Source organism: Streptomyces sp. NPDC007025, from assembly GCF_042869455.1.
Classification (GTDB): Bacteria; Actinomycetota; Actinomycetes; order Streptomycetales; family Streptomycetaceae; genus Streptomyces.
The window spans coordinates 438,543-458,435 of record NZ_JBIAFT010000002.1 but is presented as its reverse complement, the minus strand read 5'-3'; the positions used below and the strand labels follow the sequence as shown (position 1 = coordinate 458,435).

The following is a 19,893-nucleotide window of genomic DNA, read 5'->3' as shown; positions in this document are numbered from 1 at the left end:
TATGCATCATGGGGCGTGATGTATATAACAGCCGCACCGTAAAGCACATGAGTATGGCGCGCTACCCCCTGGGCGCCATGGATGACGGGATAACCTGACCGTTCGGAGGTGCGCATGGCTCGAGTCCCGGAATCCCAGCGCGTACGGGACGCGCTGGAGAACGCCGTCGTCGACGGCCGCTACCGCCCCGGCGAGCGGCTGGACCCCGCGCGGCTGGAGCGGGAGTTCGGCTGCTCCCGCACACCGGTCCGGGAAGCCCTCCAGGCACTGGAGCGGTCCGGACTGGTGCAGATCCGCGCCAAACAGGGCACGTACGTCACCGAGTTGAGCGTCTCCGAACTGGCCGAGCGGTTCGAAGTCATGGCGGAACTCGAGGGGATGGCGGCGCGGCTCTCCGCCCGGCGGATCGAACAGGAGGCGCTGGACGAGTTGGAACGCGCGCTGCGCGAATGCGAGATCCACGCGCTGGCCGGCGACGCCGACCGCTACTACTACGCCAACGCCTGCTTCCACGGCATCGTCTACGACTCCTGCGGCAACGAATATCTGCGCCAGCAGGTACACGCGCTCAAAAGAGTCCTGCAGCCTTACCGGCGGCTGCAGTTGCGGGTGCCCGACCGCATGCGGCGCTCCCTGACCGAGCACAGCCGGATAGCCGAGGCCATCGCAGCCGGCGACGCGGAGACCGCCGAGAACGCCGCGCGGGACCACGTCCTGGTCCAGGTCAAGGAGTTCAGCCAATTGATACGGACCTGGAGGCATCTCAACCGGTCGGCATCCGCAGCCGGTTGAGTCCGCCCCGCGGTGCCCGCCCCTTCGACGCCGCGGGCTCGGTCCGTACGCCGGGCCCGGTCCATGTGCCGCCGTGAGCGAGCGCTGCGCGGGCGGACGACCCGGGTGTCACAGGTCAGCGCCGTGCCGGGTCGGGTTGTTGCGAACGGTCCGAGGGGCGGCCCCGGAAGGCCGCCCCTCGTGGCACACGCAGCACCGCCGTCACTCGGCCCTCCCGCAGCGGGGCCGCACGGTGCGGCGGAAGTCGCCTCAGCGCGCGGAAGACCGCACCGGCCCGGCGGCCCGGCGGAGAAGCTGCCGGACGCCGCTCACTTGTCCACGGCGAAGCGCATCAGGGACTGCTCGTTGCCCTGCTTGACCTTCCCGGTCTCGTTGATCACCTTGAGCTTCCAGCCGGTGCCGACCCGCATCGCCTTGGCCACAGCACAGGCGTTGTCGTCGGTGAGCAGGCTCGGCCAGATGTCGGCGACCTGCTGGGAACTGCCGCCCGTCGCGTCGTACACCTTGAAGCTGATGTTCCGCGCCCGCTGGAACGCGCTGCCCCGCTTGTAGGCGGCCGCGACGAAGACGATCGAGGTGAGGTTGGACGGGATCCGTTCGAACTCGACGGTCACCGTCTCGTCGTCCCCGTCCCCGTGCCCGGTCTGATTGTCGCCCGTGTGCAGCAGCGATCCGTTCCCCAACGGGTCGAGGGAGTCCAGACCTGCTATCCGCACCGGGTCCGGTCCCTGCATGGCGATCGCGATCAGGTCGAGGTCGGTGCCCGCCTTGCGGCGGATCTTGCCCAGTACCCCTCCGCTGCTCCCGGCGGTGGGGTCCCAGGACGCACCGATGGACAGGTGCGTGACGCCGTCCAGGTCGGCCGGCTCGTCTTCCTTCGTCAGCGTGATCATCCGTAAGCCTCCAGTTTGGAACGGTGGAGCCCGGGCGACTGCTCCGGCTCGCTTCTCGGCCGGTGGTCTTGACAACCGGCGTCTACAGCACTGTAGAACTGCCGACCGCGCGCGAAGGTTCCGGCCCCGCGGGAAGACCGACCGGACCGACGAGGCCCGATGCGCCCCCGCAGACCGGCGCGGTGTCAGCCGAGGAGGGCCGCCGTGCGCGACGACGCCTCCGTACCGCAGGGGCAGGGCCGGTACTCCAGCCCCAGTTCGCTGTCCACGGCACGGCTGGAGCGGGTCGCGGCGTCGCTGACCGCCCGCCAGGAGCCGTACTTGGCGTGCAGCTGGTCAGCTGTGGGGCCCAGCGGGTTGCCGTACTTCTCCTGGTTGCGCTCCTCCAGCCGCCTCACCTCCGCCGCCGACATCCCGGCGCGGGTGATCTCCTTGGCCTCGTTGCGCATCCGCACCAGCTCCCGGGCGATCTCCTCCTCCGAGCGGCCCCGGGCGCGCATCGCACACTCCCTGCGATCCATCTCGCCCAGCAGCGCGTGGTAGCGCATCCGGACCTCGCGGGACTCGGCACGCCCCTCCGGAGCCTCGGCCCGGATCATACACACGACCTTCTCCGGGCTGGTGCAGGGGCCCGGGTCGGGCGGCTCCTGGGAGAGCGGAGCCACGACGACGGAGCCGCCGCAGGTGCTCCCGGGACACGCGGCGGCCGGGGCGGCGGCCGCCCCGAGAGCGGCCTGGGCGATGAGGACGAGCGGCAGCGCCCGGCGGGCGAGAGAGCGAAGACGTGAGGACGACATGGCCGCATCCTTGCGCCCGGCGCCCGGACGGGGGCGGATTGGCCCACGCGTTCCCTCGTTCGGGGCGACATCCTCGTCCCCGCAGGTGACGGGGGGGCTGTACACCCGCGCCTCCCGCGCCCCTCGGACGCGGTGGTGCGCCCCGGACGGGAAGCCCCGGGGCGTACACGGGCACGGTGCGGCGCGGTCCCGCCCGTCGTGCTCCCGGAGTGTGCGGTGGGAAGTCGGTAGGAGGCTCTGCCGGATGCGCCGTTGTGCGCCATGCCCGCACGAATCCGCGCGGAAGCTGCACGGAGCGGACCGAACTGGCCGATGATGGTGATCCATTGCTGCCGCAGCTGAGGAGGACACGATGGACGAGGCAGGTCACCAGGTTCCGCAACCGGGTACGAAACCCCATACCGCCCGCCTGTACGACTACTTCCTCGGCGGGAAGACGCACTACGCCGTGGACCGCGAAGCCGCGGTGCCCGCGCTGTCCGCGAATCCGCACGCGATGGTCGCCGCCCGGCAGAACCGGGAGTTCATGCACCGGGCGGCCCGGTTCGTCGCGCAGGACCTCGGCATCCGCCAGTTCCTGGACATCGGAACCGGCATTCCGACCGAGCCCAACCTGCATCAGGTGACCCAGGCGATCAGCCCCGGGGCACGCGTCGTCTACTCGGACAACGATCCGATCGTCCTCGCGCATGCCCGTGCGCTGATGAGCAGCACGCCGGAGGGGAAGACGGACTACATCGAGGCGGACATCCGCGAACCGCAGCGGATCCTGGAACGTGCGCACCGGACTCTGGACTTCGGCGCCCCGATCGCGCTGTCGGTGGTGGCGCTGCTGCACTTCATCCCGGACGAGGACGATCCGTACGGACTCATGCGCCAGCTGCTCGCGCCCCTGGCGCCGGGCAGTGCGCTGGTGCTCTCGCACGCGGCGCTCGACATGGACGACGGCCGGATGGCCGCACTGGCCGAGCACTACCGCAAGGCCGTCACCCCCACCCAGTTCCGGACCCGCGAGGAGACCGCGCTCTTCTTCGACGGCCTGGATCTGCTGGATCCGGGCATCACTCCCACTTGCGAATGGCGGATGGACCTCGACCTGGGACCGATACGCCAGCTCCCCGGCACCATCTCCGCAGCCGAGGCCGGAGTATGGGCAGGAGTGGCCGTGAAACGCTGAGCGCGGACGCGCTCCGTCAGCCCGGCGCGGACGCGCTCCGTCAGACGCCCGGCGCGGACGCGCCGCTCGGCCCCGCCGCCACCGGTCCCGTCCGGACCGGCCCGGCGGAGGACTGCGCGGTCACCTCCGGGAGGGGCGATGCTCCCGCAGCATCCGGCCGGGACCGGGCACCCGTCCCCGGCAGACGAGCAGGGTGAGCCCTCCGGCGACGGCCACTCCCACGAGGTTGACGAGCAGTTGCAGCACCGACCCACCGCAGCGCCGCCAGTCCTCGGTGACGGCGGCGAGGACGGCGAATCCGGCGGCGGGCACGGTGGTGACCGAGATGAACACGCCCACCAGCGCGCCCGGCTTCGCCGAAGTGAGCGCCAGCATCCCGGCGACGCCGGCGAGCAGCGCGACGACGACGGAGTACGGGCCCACCTGGTAGATGAACGACACCTCGTGCAGACCGGTCAGGTCGGCGGGCCCGAACAGCCCCGCGCGCCGGCCCAGCCACGCGAACGCGGCGGTGACCAGCATCGCCAGCGGGAACCCCACCCCGAGCGCGAGCCCGGCCCGGGCCGCCAGGCCGCGCCGCCGCACCGCGAGGGCGACCGCGAGCGCGGCCAGCGGGCCGAAGTCCGGGCTCACCACCATGGCGCCCACGATGGTGATGGCCGAGTCGGTGAGCACCCCGACGGTGGCGAGCAGGCAGGCGATCGTCAGGAAGGCGAGGAAGACCGGGTTGAGCTGGCTCTCCTCGCCCGTGGTGTCGATGAGCTCGTCCCAGATGACGGCCTCGGCCCCCGCTCCGGGGACGGCCTGTTCGGCGGCCTCGGCGGTCTCGGAGACCATCGTGTCGATCTGGTCGAGGGTGATCTCGCCCCGGTGGTGCACGCCGTGCTCGGTCAGCCGGTGCAGCACCCGTTCCACGACCTCGCGGGCGATGGCCGCCTCGATCAGGTCTCCGGTGGGCTGCTTGCCGACGCCTCCGGCAACGGTGAGGTGCGCGACGCCCGGTTCCGCGCCGAGGAGGTCGACCACGGCTTCGCTGTCCTGGGACTCGCACAGCACTCTGATGCGCATCATGTGTTCAGCATCCCGGCGGGGAATCCAGATTCGGCCGACGAGGATCGGGTGAGTCGCCGCGGCGACGGACGCCGCCGGGACCGGTTGTCACCTCATCAGCAGCAGGCCCTCGACGAAGCCGACCACCGCGAGTCCGCAGAACGCCCAGCCCACGACTCTCCGTTTCAGCACGGCGTACCGGTCCTCGTACTCGCGGCGCAGGGAGACGGCGCGCTGCGCGGTCTCCCGCAGGGCAGCGCGGGAGCCGTCAGCGAGGGCATCGGCGACGCGGCGGACCACATCCTCGCGTTCCGCCCCGGTGAGCCAGTCCAGCGGGGCGACGGCGTGTTCGGCGCGCGCCCTGGCGTCGCTCAGCTGCCGCTGCCACAGCAGATGGCCCTCGATCCGCCGGATGCCCTCGCCGACCTCTCCTTCGGGGGATTTCCCGGTTCCCATGGGGTGTCTCAGCTCCCGGCGTCGGGCAGCTGTCCCCGAGCGGGCCGGGCCGGGCCGGAGCCGGTCGCCCGGGGCCGGTCGATGTTCTCGCTGTCGTCGAGTGCCGAGATGCTCGGGTGGTGGAAGTCGAAGGCGGGCGACTCGGACCGGATCTTGGGCAGGGTGACGAAATTGTGCCGGGGCGGAGGGCAGGAGGTGGCCCATTCGAGAGAGCGGCCGAAGCCCCAGGGGTCGTCCTCGTGGACGTGCTCGGCTGTTTTTGCGGTCTTCCACACGTTGTAGAGGAACGGGAGCATCGAGGAGCCCAGCAGGAAGGACCCGATGGTCGAGAATGTGTTCAGCGCGGTGAACCCGTCGGCGGCGAGATAGTCCGCGTAGCGGCGGGGCATGCCCTCGGCACCGATCCAGTGCTGGACCAGGAAGGTGGCGTGGAAGCCCACGAACAGGGTCCAGAAGTGGATCTTTCCGAGGCGTTCGTCGAGCATCCTGCCGGTCCACTTGGGCCACCAGAAGTAGAACCCGGCGAACATCGCGAAGACGACGGTGCCGAAGACGGTGTAGTGGAAGTGGGCCACGACGAAGTACGAGTCGGAGACGTGGAAGTCCATGGGGGGCGAGGCCAGCAGCACGCCGGTCAGGCCGCCGAAGAGGAAGGTCACGAGGAAGCCGACCGACCACAGCATCGGGGTCTCGAAGGAGAGCGAGCCCTTCCACATGGTGCCGATCCAGTTGAAGAACTTCACCCCGGTGGGTACGGCGATCAGGAAGGACATGAAGGAGAAAAACGGCAGAAGCACGCCGCCGGTCACGAACATGTGGTGTGCCCATACCGTCATGGACAACCCGGTGATGGTGATGGTGGCGCCGACGAGTCCGACGTAGCCGAAGACCGGCTTGCGCGCGAACACCGGAAAGATGTCCGAGACGATGCCGAAGAACGGCAGCGCGATGATGTAGACCTCCGGGTGCCCCCAGAACCAGAAGAGGTGCTGCCACAGCAACGCGCCGCCGTTCGCCGCGTCGAAGACGTGTGCGCCGAACTTGCGGTCGGCCTCGAGCGCGAACAGCGCCGCGGTCAGAATCGGGAAGGCCATCAGCACCAGCACGGCGGTCAGCAGCACGTTCCAGGTGAAGATGGGCATCCGGAACATGGTCATCCCGGGAGCGCGCATGCAGATGATGGTGGCGAGGAAGTTGACCGATCCCAGAATGGTGCCGAAGCCCGAGAACGCGAGCCCCATGATCCACATGTCCGCGCCGACAGCCGGTGTGTGCACCCCGTCGGAGAGCGGCGAGTAGGCGGTCCAGCCGAAGTCAGGGGCGCCCTGCGGAGTGAGCAGCGAGCCGAGCACGATGAGCGAGCCGAAGAGGTACACCCAGTAGGAGAAGGCGTTCAGCCGGGGGAAGGCCACGTCCGGCGCCCCGATCTGCAGGGGCATGATCCAGTTCGCGAACCCGGTGAACAGGGGCGTCGCGAAGACGATCAGCATGATCGCGCCGTGCATGGTGAAGGCCTGGTTGTACTGTTCCTGCGAGACGATCTGGAGGCCGGGACGCGCCAGCTCCGCCCGCATGACGAGCGCCATCACACCGGCGATCAGGAAGAAGAGGAACGACGTGCTGAGGTAGAGGCTGCCGATCGTCTTGTGATCGGTTGTCGTCAGCCACCGCACCACGGTATGGCCCGGACGCCGCTGACCGGACGGGCGCGAACCGGACGGCCGCGAAACCAGCGAGGTGGACATGTCTGCTCCTGGCGGGTGAATGCCGATCACTCGTGACTCACTGCATGCGAATGCACACCTTAAGTGACCGCACCGAAGTCTCCGACCCTCTGCTCCGCGTGTCTCGCCGCCCCGCGTGCACACTCCCGCCCGAGCAACGGTTCGGCGCTCCTGACGACTTCCGTCTTCCGCGCGGCTGCCCGCAGCGGCTCCGCCGGCGTCGCGTGTCACCGGCGGGGCGGCCGCCCCTGGAGCCCGGCCTCCCGGCCGTGCAGGACCAGGGCCCGGAGCAGACAGGCCAGCGCGGCGGTCGAGGCGACGGTGCGGGCGGCGTTCCAGGCCACCCAGCGGTCCTCGAAAGCGGCGCGGACCGCCGAGGGGTCGCCCAGGACGGCGGGGTCGCCGGCCGCGGCCAGGTCGTCGTTGAGCGGCACATGGACCCCCAGGGTGATGCCGAAGGCCGCGCCGTAGAAGGCGAGGGCCGCGACCGCCCACGGGAGCACCCGCCGCCCGTCGCGCGGCAGATGCACCAGGACGGCCGCGGCGGTCAGGGCGAGAGCACCGAAGAAGCTGGGGGCGAACCACCGGTTGCGCACCGTGGCGTTGATCCATTGCATCGTGTCGATGAACGTGCGGTCGTCGAGACGCGCCAGCCCGATCATGACGGAGCAGGCGTAGGCGTAGAAGAAGCCCGAGATGAGCCCCATGGCCAGCGCGGCCGACACCAGGGCGCCGCCCCGGGTGCGCCGGACCGCGGCGGCCCTCGGCCCCGCGGAGGACGACGAAGGGGCGCCGGGCGGGAGGGACGGGGACAGTGACTGCGCCATGGGGGCCTCCGGAGCCGAATAGAATCGAACTGAAGCGTTCGCTTAAAACCGTACCCATGCGTTCGGATAATTGGAAGCCGGAGGTACCCATGACCACACCCGCAGCCGGCCGTCCCCGCCGAGGCCGCCCCCGGTCGGGTGAGCAGACGGCGAGGCGCCGGGCCGCTCTGGACGCCGCCCTCGCGGAACTCCTGGAACACGGCGTCACCGGCACCACCATGCAGGCGGTCGCCACACGCGCGGGCTCGTCCAAGGAGAGCCTGTACGCCTGGTTCGGCAACCGCCACGGGCTGCTCGCCGCGCTCATCGAGCGGCAGGCCGAGCAGGTGAACTCAGCCGTCGCCGAAGCTCTCGACCGGCCGGCCGACCCCCGCACCACTCTTGTCGCCATCGCCCGGAACCTGTTGGCACTGCTCGTCGGTGACGTCTCGGTGGCACTGAACCGAGCGGCCATGACCTCGCCCGAGCTGGCCGGACTCGTGCTGCGGCACGGCCGGCACACCACCGGACCGCTGGTCACGACCTTCCTCGGCCGGCTGGCCGAGGAAGGCCACCTGCGCACCGAAGACCCGGAGGAGGCGTTCCAGCTCCTCTACGGCCTGGCGGTGCGCGACCTCCAGATCCGCGTGCTGCTGGGCGAAAGCCCGCCCGGTGAGGACGACATCAGCGGCCAGGCGCGGACGGCCGTCGACCGGTTCCTGGCCCTCACCGGCGGATGACGGGTCCCGCCTGAGGACCGGCGACCGCCGCGCGCCGCAGCGTGCCGCCTTCCGGGCCAGCGGCCCGGGAGGCCGGAAACGCGCGAGCATGTCCGAGAGCTGACGCGCCCTCCGGTCCGGTCGATGGCGGAAAACCGACGCTACATTGGCATGGACCTGTCCATGATCCCTCGCTAATCTGCGCAGCGGCATCTCCCGGGATCGTTCCCAGGCTTTGCTGTTCCACCCCCACGACATGCTGGAACAACGAAAGGCCGACCCATGAGACGCACCAGAACCCCGCGCGCCCTCCTGTCCGCGCTGCTGGCCGGCGGAGCCCTCGTGGCCGCCGGTCTGCTCCCTGCGACGGCGGCGGACGCACAACCGCAGACCGACAAGACCTCCGCGTCGGACGGCGTGCTGAACGCCATGCAGCGGGACTTCGGCCTCAGCGAACAGCAGGCCGAGAAGCGGCTGGCCGCGGAGAAGCAGGCGCGGACCACCGAGAAGCAGGCCCGGCGAGCGGCCGGGGGCGCCTACGCGGGCTCCTGGTTCTCCCCGAAGACCGGAAAACTGACCGTGGCGGTCGCCGACCGCGAGAAGGCCGCGGCCGTGCGGGACACCGGCGCGACCGTGGACCTGGTGGACCGCACCGCGGCCCAGCTCGACGCCGTGAAGAAGCGTATCGACGCCCTCGACGCACCCGGCGGCGTGAGCAGTTGGCGGGTCGACTGGAAGACCAACCGCGTCGTGGTCGAGGTCCTCACCTCCGAGCAGACTGACAACGATGTCAAGAAGTTTCTGGCACGGGCACGCAAAGCGGGACCGGTGACGGTCCGCACGACGGACCACGCTCCGTCGACCCTGTCCGCCGGCACGGTCGGTGGAGACCCCTACTACACCGGCAACGTCCGCTGCTCCATCGGCTTCTCGGTCCAGGGCGGCTTCGTCACGGCAGGCCACTGCGGCGGCGCCGGCCAGGCGGTCAACGGCTGGGACGGCTCCTACATCGGCAACTTCCAGGGCTCCTCGTTCCCCGGCAACGACTACGCCTGGGTCAACGTCGGCAGCGGGTGGTGGACGGAGCCGGTCGTCCTGGGCTGGGGCACGGTCTCGGACCGGCTCGTGCGCGGTTCCGCCGAGGCGCCGGTCGGGGCCTCCATCTGCCGCTCGGGGTCGACCTCGCACTGGCACTGCGGCACCGTGCTCGCCAAGAACGAGACGGTCAACTACAGCCAGGGCGCCGTCCACCAGATGACGAAGACCAGCGTGTGCGCCGAAGGCGGCGACTCGGGCGGCTCCTTCATCAGCGGCGACCAGGCACAGGGCGTCACCTCCGGCGGCTGGGGCGACTGCTCCGGTGGCGGCGAGACCTGGTACCAGCCCATCAACGAGATCCTCGGCCACTACGGTCTGACGCTGCGCACCGCCTGACCTTCCGGCGGCCGGCAGCCCGACGGACGGCGCGCGGGACCGCCACGGCACACCGTGGCGCGGCCTCGCGCGGCGTCCGTCGGACAATCCCGGGAGGGGCACCCACGGGGGGTGCCCCTCCCGTGGGTGCCCCTCCGCTCCCGGCGCCGGAACGCTGCCGGTGCGGGCCTACCGCACCCGGGCGAGCCAAAGGGCCGGGCCGACCGCGCTCGCGCCCGTCGGAGTGGACACACGGGGCCCGGGGAATGCCGGACCGCGGTACCGTCGTTGTCCCTTGCGTGGCTGACTCACCGCACGATCCGGCACTCTCCCCGGCGGCACGGGCCGCGGCACGGGAGCAGCTCTTGGCGGAACGCGCCGGCACCGGGCAGCGGATCGCCGCACTGAGCCGGGAGTTCGAGCAGATCGTCGAGGCGAACGCGCTGGTGGCGGTCGACGACGAGCACGACCCCGAGGGTTCCAGCACGGCATTCGAGCGGGCGCACGTCGCCGCGCTGCTGGCCCGGGCGCGGGAGCACCTGCTGGAGGTGGACCGGGCGCTGGAGCGCCTGGAGCGGGGCGAGTACGGACGCTGCACGGAGTGCGGGGAGCCGATCCCCGAGGAACGCTTGTCGGCGCGTCCCGCGGCGACCACCTGCGTGCGCTGCGCGGCCGCACGACGCACCTGACCCGGCGGCGCGCCGCGGCGATGCCCCGGGTCCCGCCTCTTCTCCGAGCGCCCGAGCCCGGGACATTCCACGGCAGCGCATGGTCACAGGTCGGAAACAGTGTCCGCCCGCACGGAGAACAGAAGAGTTTCAGGGTGCACTTATCTCTATGATCCGATTGGCTGACTCGCAGTCACACATCGAACGATCGCCCGGTTCGACAGGTTTCTCCTGCCGTCCGCGCTCACAGTCACGGGGAAGTACATGCGCTCTGTTCGTGCCATACCCGCCATAGCCGCCCTCGTCGTGGCACTCATCCCGCTGACCGCCTGCGACCCCGCGGCGGACACCTCGGCAGACGGCGGCACACCGTCCTCGGCCAGCCCCGGGGCGGCCACGGAGGACGGAAAGGACAGGAAGGACGGAAAGGGAGACTCCTGCCCCACCCCGGCACCGGGACACAAGGTCATCTGGGTCCACCACGTGGAGGGCGCCATGAACACCGTGGTCGCCAAGGAAGCAAAAGCGGAATGCCGGGCCGGTTCCCAGGAAGGGGCTTCCTACCATCCGGTCGGGAAGTTCGAGAATTTCCGGCCGGCGTCCGGAGACATACCGATCACGGTGATCAGCAAGAAGGAATCCAAGCAGCAGAAACTCACCGCGCGAGACGGCGGTATCGCACACGTCAAAACCTGCGCCGACCCCGACGGCAAGCAATTCGACGGCGGTCAGCGGAAGGCGGACACCAGCGACTGCTGGGGGCTGAATTTCTACGATGCGAAAATCGACTCCGCGGGCCGCATCACCAGTATGACCGAGGTCTACTCTTCGTAACGGGGCGGCGTGGCGGGGCCGCCGCATCACCTCGTCGGCAGCAACCGGGCGGCGGTCGCGGTGATGGTCTCGACGGCCTGGGTGAGAACGGGGATCTCCCGGGCGCCCAGCCGGGTGACCGCCATGATGCGGCGGGCCGGCGCCGGCTCACCGTGCAGCGGGAGGCGCGCGACCAGCGCCTCCTCGCCCAGCTGCGCGAGGCGCGGGACGAGGATGACGCCGAAGCCGTGGGCGACCAGAGCGGTGCCGGTCCCCCACTCGTCGGCATGGTGCGCGATCTGCGGGGTGAATCCGGCACTCATGCAGGAGGCCAGTACCAACTGGTGATAGCTGGTACCGGGGTTGCCGAGGATCCACGGCTCCCCGGCCGCGTCGGCCAGCGTGACCCGTTCCCGCCGGGTCAGCTCGTGCCCCTGAGGGACGATCAGGTCCAGCGGGTCGTCCAGCAGCGGCTGCTGGTCGAACCGCTCGTCCGTCAGCGCCGGGGAGTCCGAGGTGACCACCAGCAGGGCCAGGTCGGCCTCTTCCGACAGCAGCAGGTCGAAGCACCGGGCAGGTTCGGCTTCGATGAACCGCACCGTCAGATGCGGATAGCTGTCGCGCAGCCGCGCGGCCGCGGGCGGCAGCAGACGGCTGGCCGCGGTGGAGAAGCCGCACAGCGTGACCCGGCCCGCGGGCTCGGTGCCGAGGGAGGCCAGTTCGGCACGGGCCAGCTCCCACTGCTCCTGCAGCCGCTCCGCGTGCCGCAGCAGGACGTGGGCCGCGTTGGTGAGCCGGATGCCCCGCCCCTGATGCACCACCAGGTCCGTACCGACCTCGGCTGCGAGTTGCCGCAGTTGGTAGGAGACGGCGGAGGGCGTGTAGTGCAGCGCCTGGGCCGCGGCGGTCACCGTTCCGTGCCCGGCGACCATCTGCAGGATCCGGAGCCGGTGGTCGATCATGCGACCAGTGTGCACGGACCGGTGCCGGGCCGCGTCCGCCATGGGTCCGCGGCTCCGCACAGCCCGCGGCGGCCCCCGCCGCGCGCGGGCGTCACCGCCGGTCCGCACGTGTGCCGGCTTCCGGTGCTGCTCAATGCGCCCCCTCGTTTCCCGGCCCCCTTCCCGCGCGGCCGTCCGTCCAGGGCCGGGTACGAGCCGGCCGTCAGGCGTCGATGACCAGGTTCTCCAACGGCGTCGCACAGCACAGGAGGATCTTGTTCTGCGCGCTGTCCCGCGGCCGGAGGCCGCCTTGGTGCCGCATGGTGACCGATCCTCGGTGAAGGGTCGTCACGCAGGTGCCGCACAGCCCCTCGCCGCACGAAGAGGGAAGGGTGATCCCGGCGCGGGCCGCGGCCTCCAGAACCGGCGTCCCGGCCTCGCACTCGATGGTCGCCCCGCTGCGGGACAGTTCCACGGTGAATCGCGGCGCGGGCCCGGAGTCCTCCGCGGAGCGGACCGGGTCGGAGCCGGACGCGAGGGCCGAGGCGAGCGCAGTCCCGGGCACGGGAGCGGATCCCGACGCGGACCCGGGCACGGGCACGGATCCTGACGCGGTTCCGGGACCGGGTGCGGGGGCCTCGAAGCTCTCCTCGTGGTAGCGGGCCTCCGGGTGGCCCGCCGCGTGGAGCATCCGGCGCACGGCTCGCATGTAGCCGGCCGGTCCGCAGCAGAACACCTCGCGTTCCAGGAGGTCGGGGACGATCTCCTGGAGCATCCCGAGGGAGAGGCGTCCCCGGTGGCCGTGCCACCGCTCGGTCCTCCCGTCGTCCTCGCAGACGTGGGCGACCCGGATGGCGGGCGCGGTGGCCGCCATCAGCGCGAGTTCCTGCCGGAAGGGGATGTCGGCGGGGGTGCGTGCGCTGTGCACGAACGCCACGTCCGCCGGGGAGGCGAGGTCGTACAGGGTCCTGGTCATCGACATCAGCGGCGTCGCTCCGCTGCCCCCGGACAGGAACAGGTAGGCGGGCGCCGGATGCCGGGCCGTGGAGAACCGGCCCATCGGTCCCCTGGCGCGGACGACGGCCCCGGGGGCTAGGACGTCGTGCAGCCAGTTCGACACCCGGCCGCCGGGCACGCGCTTGACGGTGATCGCGGCCAGGTGCGGACGCGAGGGCGGCGAAGAGAGCGTGTAGCAGCGGGAGAACTCCCTGCCGTCGATCTCGAAGGTGAAGGCGAGGTACTGGCCGGGGTCGTGCCGGAGGACTCCGGGGCCGGCCGGTTCGAACGCGAAGGTCTTGGTGTCGTGGTTGACGTCGTGGACCTGTTTGCAGACCAGCACGTGGTCCGCCGGACCGTCCGTCGCGCCGTCCGCCGGGCGGAGGGCCCCCGGCTGCCGCAGCGCTTCCCGGCCGGGGTCGGTGAGCACATCGTTCATCGGTTCAGCTCCTCGCGCAGGCGGGCGATGTACCAACTGCAGAACGCCTCGACCTGGTATTCCGTCGGGGCGTAGGGGCCCGGCCGGTACGCGGGGTCGGAGACCCCGCGCTGGGCCAGCGCGACAAGCCGCGCGTCCTGCTCGTTCGTCGCGCGCCAGACCCGCTGGAGGGTGTCGGGGTCGTAGTCGACACCCTCCTGGGCTTCCGGATGGACCAGCCAGGTGGTGCGCAGCAGCGTCCGGTCCGCGGCGAGCGGCAGCACGCTGAAGGCGATGGCGTGGTCGGCGAGCACGTGGAACCACGAGTTGGGCTGCAGATGCAGGGCCAGATGCCCGAGACGGGCGGTGGGCAGATCGCCCAGGAGCCGTCGGCAGGCGGCCGTGCCGTCGGGGGTGAAGGACTCACCCGCGAGGTCGAGCGCGTCCCGCTGGATGCGGAAGCCGGTGCTGCGGTCGTCCAGTTCCTCGATGAGCGCGTACGGCAGCCCCAGTTGCTCGTAGGTGGCACGCAGTTCCGCGTCGACTCGCAGATACCGTTCGTGCGCCGGGCGCAGCCGCGGGGGGAGGTCCGCCTCGGAGTAGCCGTAGGTGGGGAAGAAGGTGCGCAGCAGTTCGGGGTGCTCGTCGCAGTGGTAGCACTCGCGGTTGTTCTCCATCACGAGCTTCCAGTTGCCCTCCTCGACGAGTTCGCTGCGGGCCGCCACTTTGGCCCGGCGCAGGTCGTGGGGAAGGAGGTAGGGCTCGATGCGCGAGGCGACCTCGTCGAAGTCGGCCGGGGGCTGTTCGGCGAGGCAGACGAAGACGAGCCCCCCGACGCTGCGCAGGTGCACTGGGGCGAGTCCGAAGCAGTCGCGGTCGAAGCCGGCGGGCTGGGAGGGTGCGTGCAGCAGTCTGCCGTCCAGACCGTAGGTCCACTTGTGGTATCCGCAGACCAGGTTCCCGGCCGAGCCGTTTCCTCCCTCCACGATGCGGGCGCCCCGGTGCCGGCACACGTTGTGGAAGGCGCGCAGTTCCTCCCCGTCGTCGCGGACGAGCAGCACCGAGTACGGCCCGATCTCCACCGCGGTGCGGTCACCCGGCTCGGGCAGCTCGGCATCGACGGCCACACAGATCCACTGGCGGGCGAAGACGGCGGCGATGTCGAGGTCGAAGAACTCCCGGTCGGTGTAGAACGGGCCCTCCAGGCTGTGCCCGGGAACCCGTCGTGCCACCGCGTCGTGGATCCGGTCGGTTCGCGTGGCTGAGGTGCTTTCCAGTGAGGTCACGTTTCTCCCTTCGGCGCGAGCCGGGGCGGGCTCCGGCGCACGGTCGGCGGTGCCGCACCGATGGGCCCGACGGCCCGGTGTCGGCGGCGGAAGCAGCGGCGCCGGGTCACATCGGCAGGCAGAGGCGCAGGCCGTCCAGGACCGCGGAGTGGATGTTGCGGCTGGTGACGGCGTCACCGATGCGGAAGAGCTGGTATCGGCCCGCGGGATTGGCGTCGGCCGACTGCGGCTCACCGGCCAGCAGCGCGCGGTGGTCCAGCCGGCCGAGGTTGCGTGAGCCGGGGAGCAGTTCGTGGTGGAGGTCGGCGTTGGGCAGCGTGCCGTGCTCCACCACGACATGCTCGACGGTCCGTTCGGCCTCCGTCGCCGCGTATTCGCTGCGCAGTGCCGCGGCGAGCCGGCCGTCCCCGGTGCGGCGCACGGAGGTGAGCCGGTGGGCCAGCGTGGTGCGTACCTCGTGTTCGGCGAAGACCCGCAAATACGGGGGCGCGTTCATGCTGCCGACGTCGGGAGCGGGCATCCGCTCGGGGGTCACGTACTCGACGGGGACGTCCTGGCGCGCCAGGACTTCCACCGCGTCCAGGGCCGGGTAGGCGCCGTTGTCGTCGTAGACCAGCACCCGCCCGCGGGGGCGCAGGGCGCCGCTGAGCACGTCCCAGGTGTCGGACACCAGGTCGGCGCCGTCGACGAGGAAGGAGGCGTCGGGTGTGCCGCCGGTGGCGATCAGGACGAGATCGGGCTCCTCCGCCAGCACGTCCGCCGCCTCGGCCAGCACGCCGAACCGCAGTTCGACGCCGAGTACACCGCACTCGGCGACGCGCCAGTCCACGATGCCGAGCAGGTCCCGCCTGCGGGGGTTCGCGGCGGCGAGGCGGACCTGGCCCCCGGGCTGGTCCGCCGCCTCGAACAGGACGACCTCGTGGCCGCGTTCGCCCAGCACCCGGGCCGCCTCCAGTCCGGCGGGTCCGCCGCCGACGACCACCGCCTTCCGCCGTGCGGCCGCCGCCGGGACGGTGTGCGGCAGCCGCAGCTCCCGGCCGGTGGCGGGGTTGTGCAGGCACTTGGTGTCCCCGGAGTCGTAGATCGCATCCAGACAGTAGCTCGCCCCCACACACGGCCGGATCCGGTCCTCGCGCCCTTCGGCCACCTTGGCGACCAGGTGGGGGTCGGCTATCTGGGCCCGGGTCATGCCGACCAGGTCCAGTTGGTCCTCCCGCACGGCGTGCCGCGCGGTGGCCACGTCGGCGATCCGTCCGGCGTGCATCACCGGGATCTCCAGGCTGCGCTTGACCTCGGCGGTGAAGTCGAGAAACGGCGCCGAGGGCGTCCCCATCGAGGGGATGACCCGCGAGAGCGAGGCGTCGCTCTCGATCGAGCCCCGGATGGTGCTGACGAAGTCGACACCGTCCACGAGGTAGTCGCGCAGGGCGCTCAGCGCCTCGTCGAAGCCGAGCCCGTCCGGCCGGTCCTCGTCCAGCGACATCCGGATGCCCACGACGAACCCGGGACCGACCGCGGACCGGATCGCGCGGATCACCCGGCGCGGAAAGGCCGTGCGGTTCGCGAGCGTTCCGCCGAACCGATCGTCGCGGTGGTTGGTGGCCGGGGACAGGAAGCTGTCCAGGAGGTGGCCGTAGTGCTGGATCTCTATGCCGTCGAGGCCACCGGCCCGGCAGCGGGCGGCGGCGTCCGCGTAGTCCTGCACGACACGGTCCAGGTCCCATGGCTCGGCCTCCTTGGGGAAGGCGCGGTGGGCGGGTTCCCGTACCGGCGAGGCGGACAGCACGGGCAGCCAGTCACCCGCGTAGTTGCTGGTGCGTCGTCCCAGATGGGTGATCTGGCACATGACCGCGGCCCCCGCTTCGTGCACCTCGTCGGCCAGCCTGCGGAAGCAGGGCACGATCTCGTCGCGGTAGAGCAGCAGGTTGCCGAACGACGGCGGGCTGTCGGGTGACACGACCGCCGAGCCGCCGATCATCGTCAACCCGGCACCGCCCCGGGCCTTTTCCACGTGGTACATCCGGTAGCGGTCCCCGGGCAGGCCGTTCTCGCCGAACGCCGGCTCGTGCGAGGTGCTGACCACTCTGTTGCGCAGCGTGATGTTCTTGAGAGTGAAGGGTTGGAGCAGGGGGTCCGTGACTCGCGTTCGCATGACACTCCTTGTGAACCCGTCGGGCGGCCCGGGGGATGTCGCCAGGATGTCCGCGTGGTCGCGGCGTTCCGTCCCCTCGGCGTGCGGGCGTCCGGGAACGGACGTGCCGGACCGGACGCAGCGTGCCGCAGCCGTGTGCGCCCTGAGCGGTACACCCCCAGCGTGGGGGCGGCGCTCCTGGCGGACAATCAAGCGGAGTCACAGGAAACCGTGCAAAGCGCCTGCATGATCGACAGGTGCGGTGTCCCTTCCCGGGAGGCACCGGACCTGCTAGGGGGCCGCACCGGCCCCTGCCGCCGCGGGGCTGCGCGGTGGCGGCGGAGCCGGGTGCGGGCCCATCGGTCAGGCGCCTGCGCGCCCGGGGGCGACCTTCTCGATCGCGGCGGCGAGGATGTCGACCCCGGTGTGGAGTTCGTCCTCCGTCACGGTCAGCGGTGGCGCGATACGGAAAATACCGCCCATTCCCGGGAGCTGGACGATGTTGAGGTGCAGTCCGCGGTCGAGGCACTCCTGGGTGACCGCCTGCCCGACCTTGTCGGCGGGTGTCTTGCGCTGCCTGTCGGTGACCAGTTCCAGGCCCTGGAGCAGGCCGCGGCCGCGGACGTCGCCGACGATGTCGTAGCGGTCGCGCAGGTCCTCCAGCCGCGCGGTGAGCTGCCGGCCGAGCGCGGCCGCCCGGTCGACCAGTCCGTCGCGCCGGATCACCGAGAGCACCGTGGCCCCGATGGTCGCCGCGAGCGGGTCGGAGACGTGCGTCGTGAAGAAGAGGAAGCCCCGCTCGTGGCACACCCGCTCGATGTGCTCGCCGGTGAGCACCGCGGCCACCGGCAGGCCGGAGCCCAGCGTCTTGGAGAGGGTCAGCAGGTCCGGGACGACGCCGTCGCGCTCGAAGGCGTACATCGTCCCGGTGCGGCCGAGCCCGGTCTGGGCCTCGTCGAGGATGAGCAGCATCCCGCGCTCCTCGCACAGCTCCTTGAGGCGGGCGAGGTAGCCGGGCGGCAGCTCGATGATGCCGCCCGAGGAGAGCACCGGCTCCACCAGGCACGCGGCGAGGCTCCCGGAGGACTGCTGGTCGATCAGTGCGAAGCCGTACTCCAGTTCCGCCTCCCAGTCGTAGGAACCGTCCGGGGCGCGGAACGGGGACCGGTAGGCGTTCGGCGTCGGCAGGGAGAAGTTGCCGGGGGCCGGGGGCCCGTAGCCACGCCGCCCGGCCGAGTAGGTCGCCGACGCGGCGCCGTGGGACATGCCGTGCCAGGAGCGGTCGAAGGAGACGATCTCGTACCGGCCGGTGTAGAGCTTGGCGAGCTTGATCGCCGCCTCGTTCGACTCGGCGCCGGTGCTCAGCAGCAGCATCTTGCCCAGCTCGGGCGGGAGGGTCTCGGCGAGCGCCGCGGCCAGGTCGAGGACGGGGCGGCTGAGCATGCCGCTGAAGAGGTGGTCCAGCGTCCCGATCGCCGTCGAGACCGCCGAGACGATGTCGGGGTGCGAGTGGCCGAGCACGGAGCTCATCTGGCCGGAGGTGAAGTCCAGTATCGCGTTGCCCTCGTCGTCGTAGACGTACGCTCCGGCGGCGCGTTCGACGACGCGTGGGCTGAAGGGCGCACCGTAGCGGACCAGCAGGCGATCGGCATCTGTCCAGAAGGGGGTGTCCATATGCACTTCCTCACCGACGGGCGCCACGCGGAGGAGGCGCCGGATTCCGACACGCACCACCATCGCCTCCGGACATCGCCCATAACAAGCAAACAAAACCGAGGGACCATTCGGCTCCGGCTTATGATGAGTCCATGCTCAGCGCCCGCCGCCTGGAGATCCTGCACGCCGTGCTCGCTGCCGGGTCGGTCAACGCGGCCGCCCGGAACCTCAACTACTCGCCGGCGACGATCAGCCAGCACCTCACGGCCCTCGCCAGCGAGACCGGGCTGGTGCTGTTCGAGAAGGAGGGCCGGGGGATCGTCCCCACCGACGCCGCGCTCCACCTGGCGGAGCAGGCGCAGAGCGTACTCGCGGACTTCGCCCGGCTGGAGCGCACCGTCGCGGACCTGCGCGCGGGCCAGGGCGAGCACCTGGCGCTGGCCTGCTTCGCCTCGGCGGCGGAGGAGCTGATCCCCGAGGTGGTGCGCGCGGTCCGGGAGCTGCGGCCGAACATCACCACGGAGGTCAGTCTGAACGAGCCCGTCGACGGACGCGGCCGCCGCCGGCCCGACCTCGACATCCGGACGGAACCCGTCGACGGGGCCGAGATCCGGCTGGAAGGGTACCTGCGCCACGAGCTGCTCACCGAGGAGCTGCTCGCGGTCCTTCCGGCCACGCATCCGCTGGCGGGCGCACGCTCCCTCCCGCTCGGCGAGCTGCGCACCGAGCCGTGGATCGACCACGACATCTACGACAGCCCGACCGGGCAGATCATCCTGGGTGCCTGCACCGCGGCCGGGTTCGCACCGCGCTACGTCGCCCGGCTCGACAACCACCACGCCGCGCTCAGCCTGGTGCGGGCCGGCATCGGCATCACCGTCCTGCCCCGGCTGGCGGTGCCCGATCCGCCCGGCACGCTGGTGGCCGTACCACTGACACCGGCGGTCAGAAGGCGCATCGTGCTGCACGCACGGCTGCATCCCCGCCGCGGGGGCCTCGTCGCCGCCGCGGCCGCGCGGCTCCGCTCGGCGGCCGGGCACTGGGCGGCCGGGCACGGCCAAGCGGTGCCCGGCGACGGCGGGGACTGACAGCGCGGCACCCCGACCTCGCCGCGGAGGGGAGCGGAACGGGCCCGGACCGGCGAACCGGCCCGGGCC

The 19,893-nt window shown here is 71.3% G+C and carries 18 protein-coding genes; 7 read left to right on the top strand and 11 right to left on the bottom strand.

Going from position 1 to position 19,893, the window contains the following annotated elements:
• Nucleotides 1-114: 114 nt before the first annotated feature.
• Nucleotides 115-792, top strand: a complete 678-nt coding sequence (locus ACFYMO_RS05665) for a GntR family transcriptional regulator (protein WP_366769926.1) — start codon at nucleotides 115-117, stop codon at nucleotides 790-792.
• A 308-nt stretch (nucleotides 793-1,100) separates the two neighbouring features.
• Here ACFYMO_RS05665 and ACFYMO_RS05660 read toward each other — a convergent pair whose 3' ends face one another.
• On the bottom strand, nucleotides 1,101-1,685 hold the full coding sequence (locus tag ACFYMO_RS05660) for a TerD family protein (RefSeq protein WP_019359742.1): 585 nt from the start codon (nucleotides 1,683-1,685) through the stop codon (nucleotides 1,101-1,103).
• 185 nt (nucleotides 1,686-1,870) lie between these two features.
• Nucleotides 1,871-2,482, bottom strand: a complete 612-nt coding sequence (locus tag ACFYMO_RS05655) for a hypothetical protein (protein ID WP_366769927.1) — start codon at nucleotides 2,480-2,482, stop codon at nucleotides 1,871-1,873.
• Nucleotides 2,483-2,834: 352 nt separating this feature from the next.
• On the opposite strand from ACFYMO_RS05655, the gene ACFYMO_RS05650 reads away from it, so the two are divergent.
• Nucleotides 2,835-3,659, top strand: a complete 825-nt coding sequence (locus ACFYMO_RS05650; RefSeq protein ID WP_366769928.1) for an SAM-dependent methyltransferase — start codon at nucleotides 2,835-2,837, stop codon at nucleotides 3,657-3,659.
• Nucleotides 3,660-3,779: 120 nt separating this feature from the next.
• Here ACFYMO_RS05650 and ACFYMO_RS05645 read toward each other — a convergent pair whose 3' ends face one another.
• From ACFYMO_RS05645 to ACFYMO_RS05630, 4 genes are all read right to left on the bottom strand, one after another.
• A complete protein-coding gene (locus ACFYMO_RS05645) occupies nucleotides 3,780-4,730 on the bottom strand; it encodes a DUF389 domain-containing protein (protein WP_388544414.1) in 951 nt (316 codons plus the stop codon).
• 87 nt (nucleotides 4,731-4,817) lie between these two features.
• Entirely contained in the window at nucleotides 4,818-5,165 is a 348-nt protein-coding gene (locus tag ACFYMO_RS05640; RefSeq protein WP_388544411.1) for a cytochrome C oxidase subunit I, read from the bottom strand.
• An 8-nt stretch (nucleotides 5,166-5,173) separates the two neighbouring features.
• Complete coding sequence (ctaD, locus tag ACFYMO_RS05635) at nucleotides 5,174-6,910, bottom strand: cytochrome c oxidase subunit I (RefSeq protein ID WP_366769931.1); 1,737 nt, start codon at nucleotides 6,908-6,910, stop codon at nucleotides 5,174-5,176.
• A 206-nt stretch (nucleotides 6,911-7,116) separates the two neighbouring features.
• On the bottom strand, nucleotides 7,117-7,716 hold the full coding sequence (locus ACFYMO_RS05630) for a DUF1772 domain-containing protein (RefSeq protein ID WP_388544408.1): 600 nt from the start codon (nucleotides 7,714-7,716) through the stop codon (nucleotides 7,117-7,119).
• A gap of 89 nt (nucleotides 7,717-7,805) precedes the next feature.
• On the opposite strand from ACFYMO_RS05630, the gene ACFYMO_RS05625 reads away from it, so the two are divergent.
• The 4 genes from ACFYMO_RS05625 (at nucleotide 7,806) to ACFYMO_RS05610 (ending at nucleotide 11,329) form a co-directional block, all read left to right on the top strand.
• Complete coding sequence (locus tag ACFYMO_RS05625) at nucleotides 7,806-8,435, top strand: TetR/AcrR family transcriptional regulator C-terminal domain-containing protein (protein ID WP_366769933.1); 630 nt, start codon at nucleotides 7,806-7,808, stop codon at nucleotides 8,433-8,435.
• A 261-nt stretch (nucleotides 8,436-8,696) separates the two neighbouring features.
• Complete coding sequence (locus tag ACFYMO_RS05620) at nucleotides 8,697-9,848, top strand: S1 family peptidase (RefSeq protein ID WP_366769934.1); 1,152 nt, start codon at nucleotides 8,697-8,699, stop codon at nucleotides 9,846-9,848.
• A gap of 245 nt (nucleotides 9,849-10,093) precedes the next feature.
• Entirely contained in the window at nucleotides 10,094-10,516 is a 423-nt protein-coding gene (locus ACFYMO_RS05615; protein WP_388544405.1) for a TraR/DksA family transcriptional regulator, read from the top strand.
• 474 nt (nucleotides 10,517-10,990) lie between these two features.
• Nucleotides 10,991-11,329 carry a hypothetical protein gene (locus ACFYMO_RS05610; protein WP_388544402.1) on the top strand — a complete coding sequence of 113 codons (339 nt, stop codon included), beginning with the start codon at nucleotides 10,991-10,993 and terminating at the stop codon, nucleotides 11,327-11,329.
• A gap of 26 nt (nucleotides 11,330-11,355) precedes the next feature.
• Here ACFYMO_RS05610 and ACFYMO_RS05605 read toward each other — a convergent pair whose 3' ends face one another.
• The 5 genes from ACFYMO_RS05605 to ACFYMO_RS05585 form a co-directional block, all read right to left on the bottom strand.
• Entirely contained in the window at nucleotides 11,356-12,270 is a 915-nt protein-coding gene (locus ACFYMO_RS05605) for a LysR family transcriptional regulator (RefSeq protein WP_366769937.1), read from the bottom strand.
• 202 nt (nucleotides 12,271-12,472) lie between these two features.
• A complete protein-coding gene (locus ACFYMO_RS05600; protein ID WP_388544399.1) occupies nucleotides 12,473-13,684 on the bottom strand; it encodes a 2Fe-2S iron-sulfur cluster-binding protein in 1,212 nt (403 codons plus the stop codon).
• Complete coding sequence (locus tag ACFYMO_RS05595) at nucleotides 13,681-14,949, bottom strand: SRPBCC family protein (protein WP_388544396.1); 1,269 nt, start codon at nucleotides 14,947-14,949, stop codon at nucleotides 13,681-13,683. The genes ACFYMO_RS05600 and ACFYMO_RS05595 overlap by 4 nt, the downstream gene beginning before the upstream one ends.
• A 106-nt stretch (nucleotides 14,950-15,055) precedes the next feature.
• Complete coding sequence (locus ACFYMO_RS05590) at nucleotides 15,056-17,101, bottom strand: NADH:flavin oxidoreductase (protein WP_366769940.1); 2,046 nt, start codon at nucleotides 17,099-17,101, stop codon at nucleotides 15,056-15,058.
• 342 nt (nucleotides 17,102-17,443) lie between these two features.
• The gene (locus ACFYMO_RS05585; RefSeq protein WP_366769941.1) at nucleotides 17,444-18,754 is read right to left on the bottom strand and encodes an aspartate aminotransferase family protein; all 1,311 of its coding nucleotides are present in this window, start codon (nucleotides 18,752-18,754) and stop codon (nucleotides 17,444-17,446) included.
• A 134-nt stretch (nucleotides 18,755-18,888) separates the two neighbouring features.
• On the opposite strand from ACFYMO_RS05585, the gene ACFYMO_RS05580 reads away from it, so the two are divergent.
• Complete coding sequence (locus ACFYMO_RS05580; RefSeq protein ID WP_388544393.1) at nucleotides 18,889-19,824, top strand: LysR family transcriptional regulator; 936 nt, start codon at nucleotides 18,889-18,891, stop codon at nucleotides 19,822-19,824.
• Nucleotides 19,825-19,893: the final 69 nt, after the last annotated feature.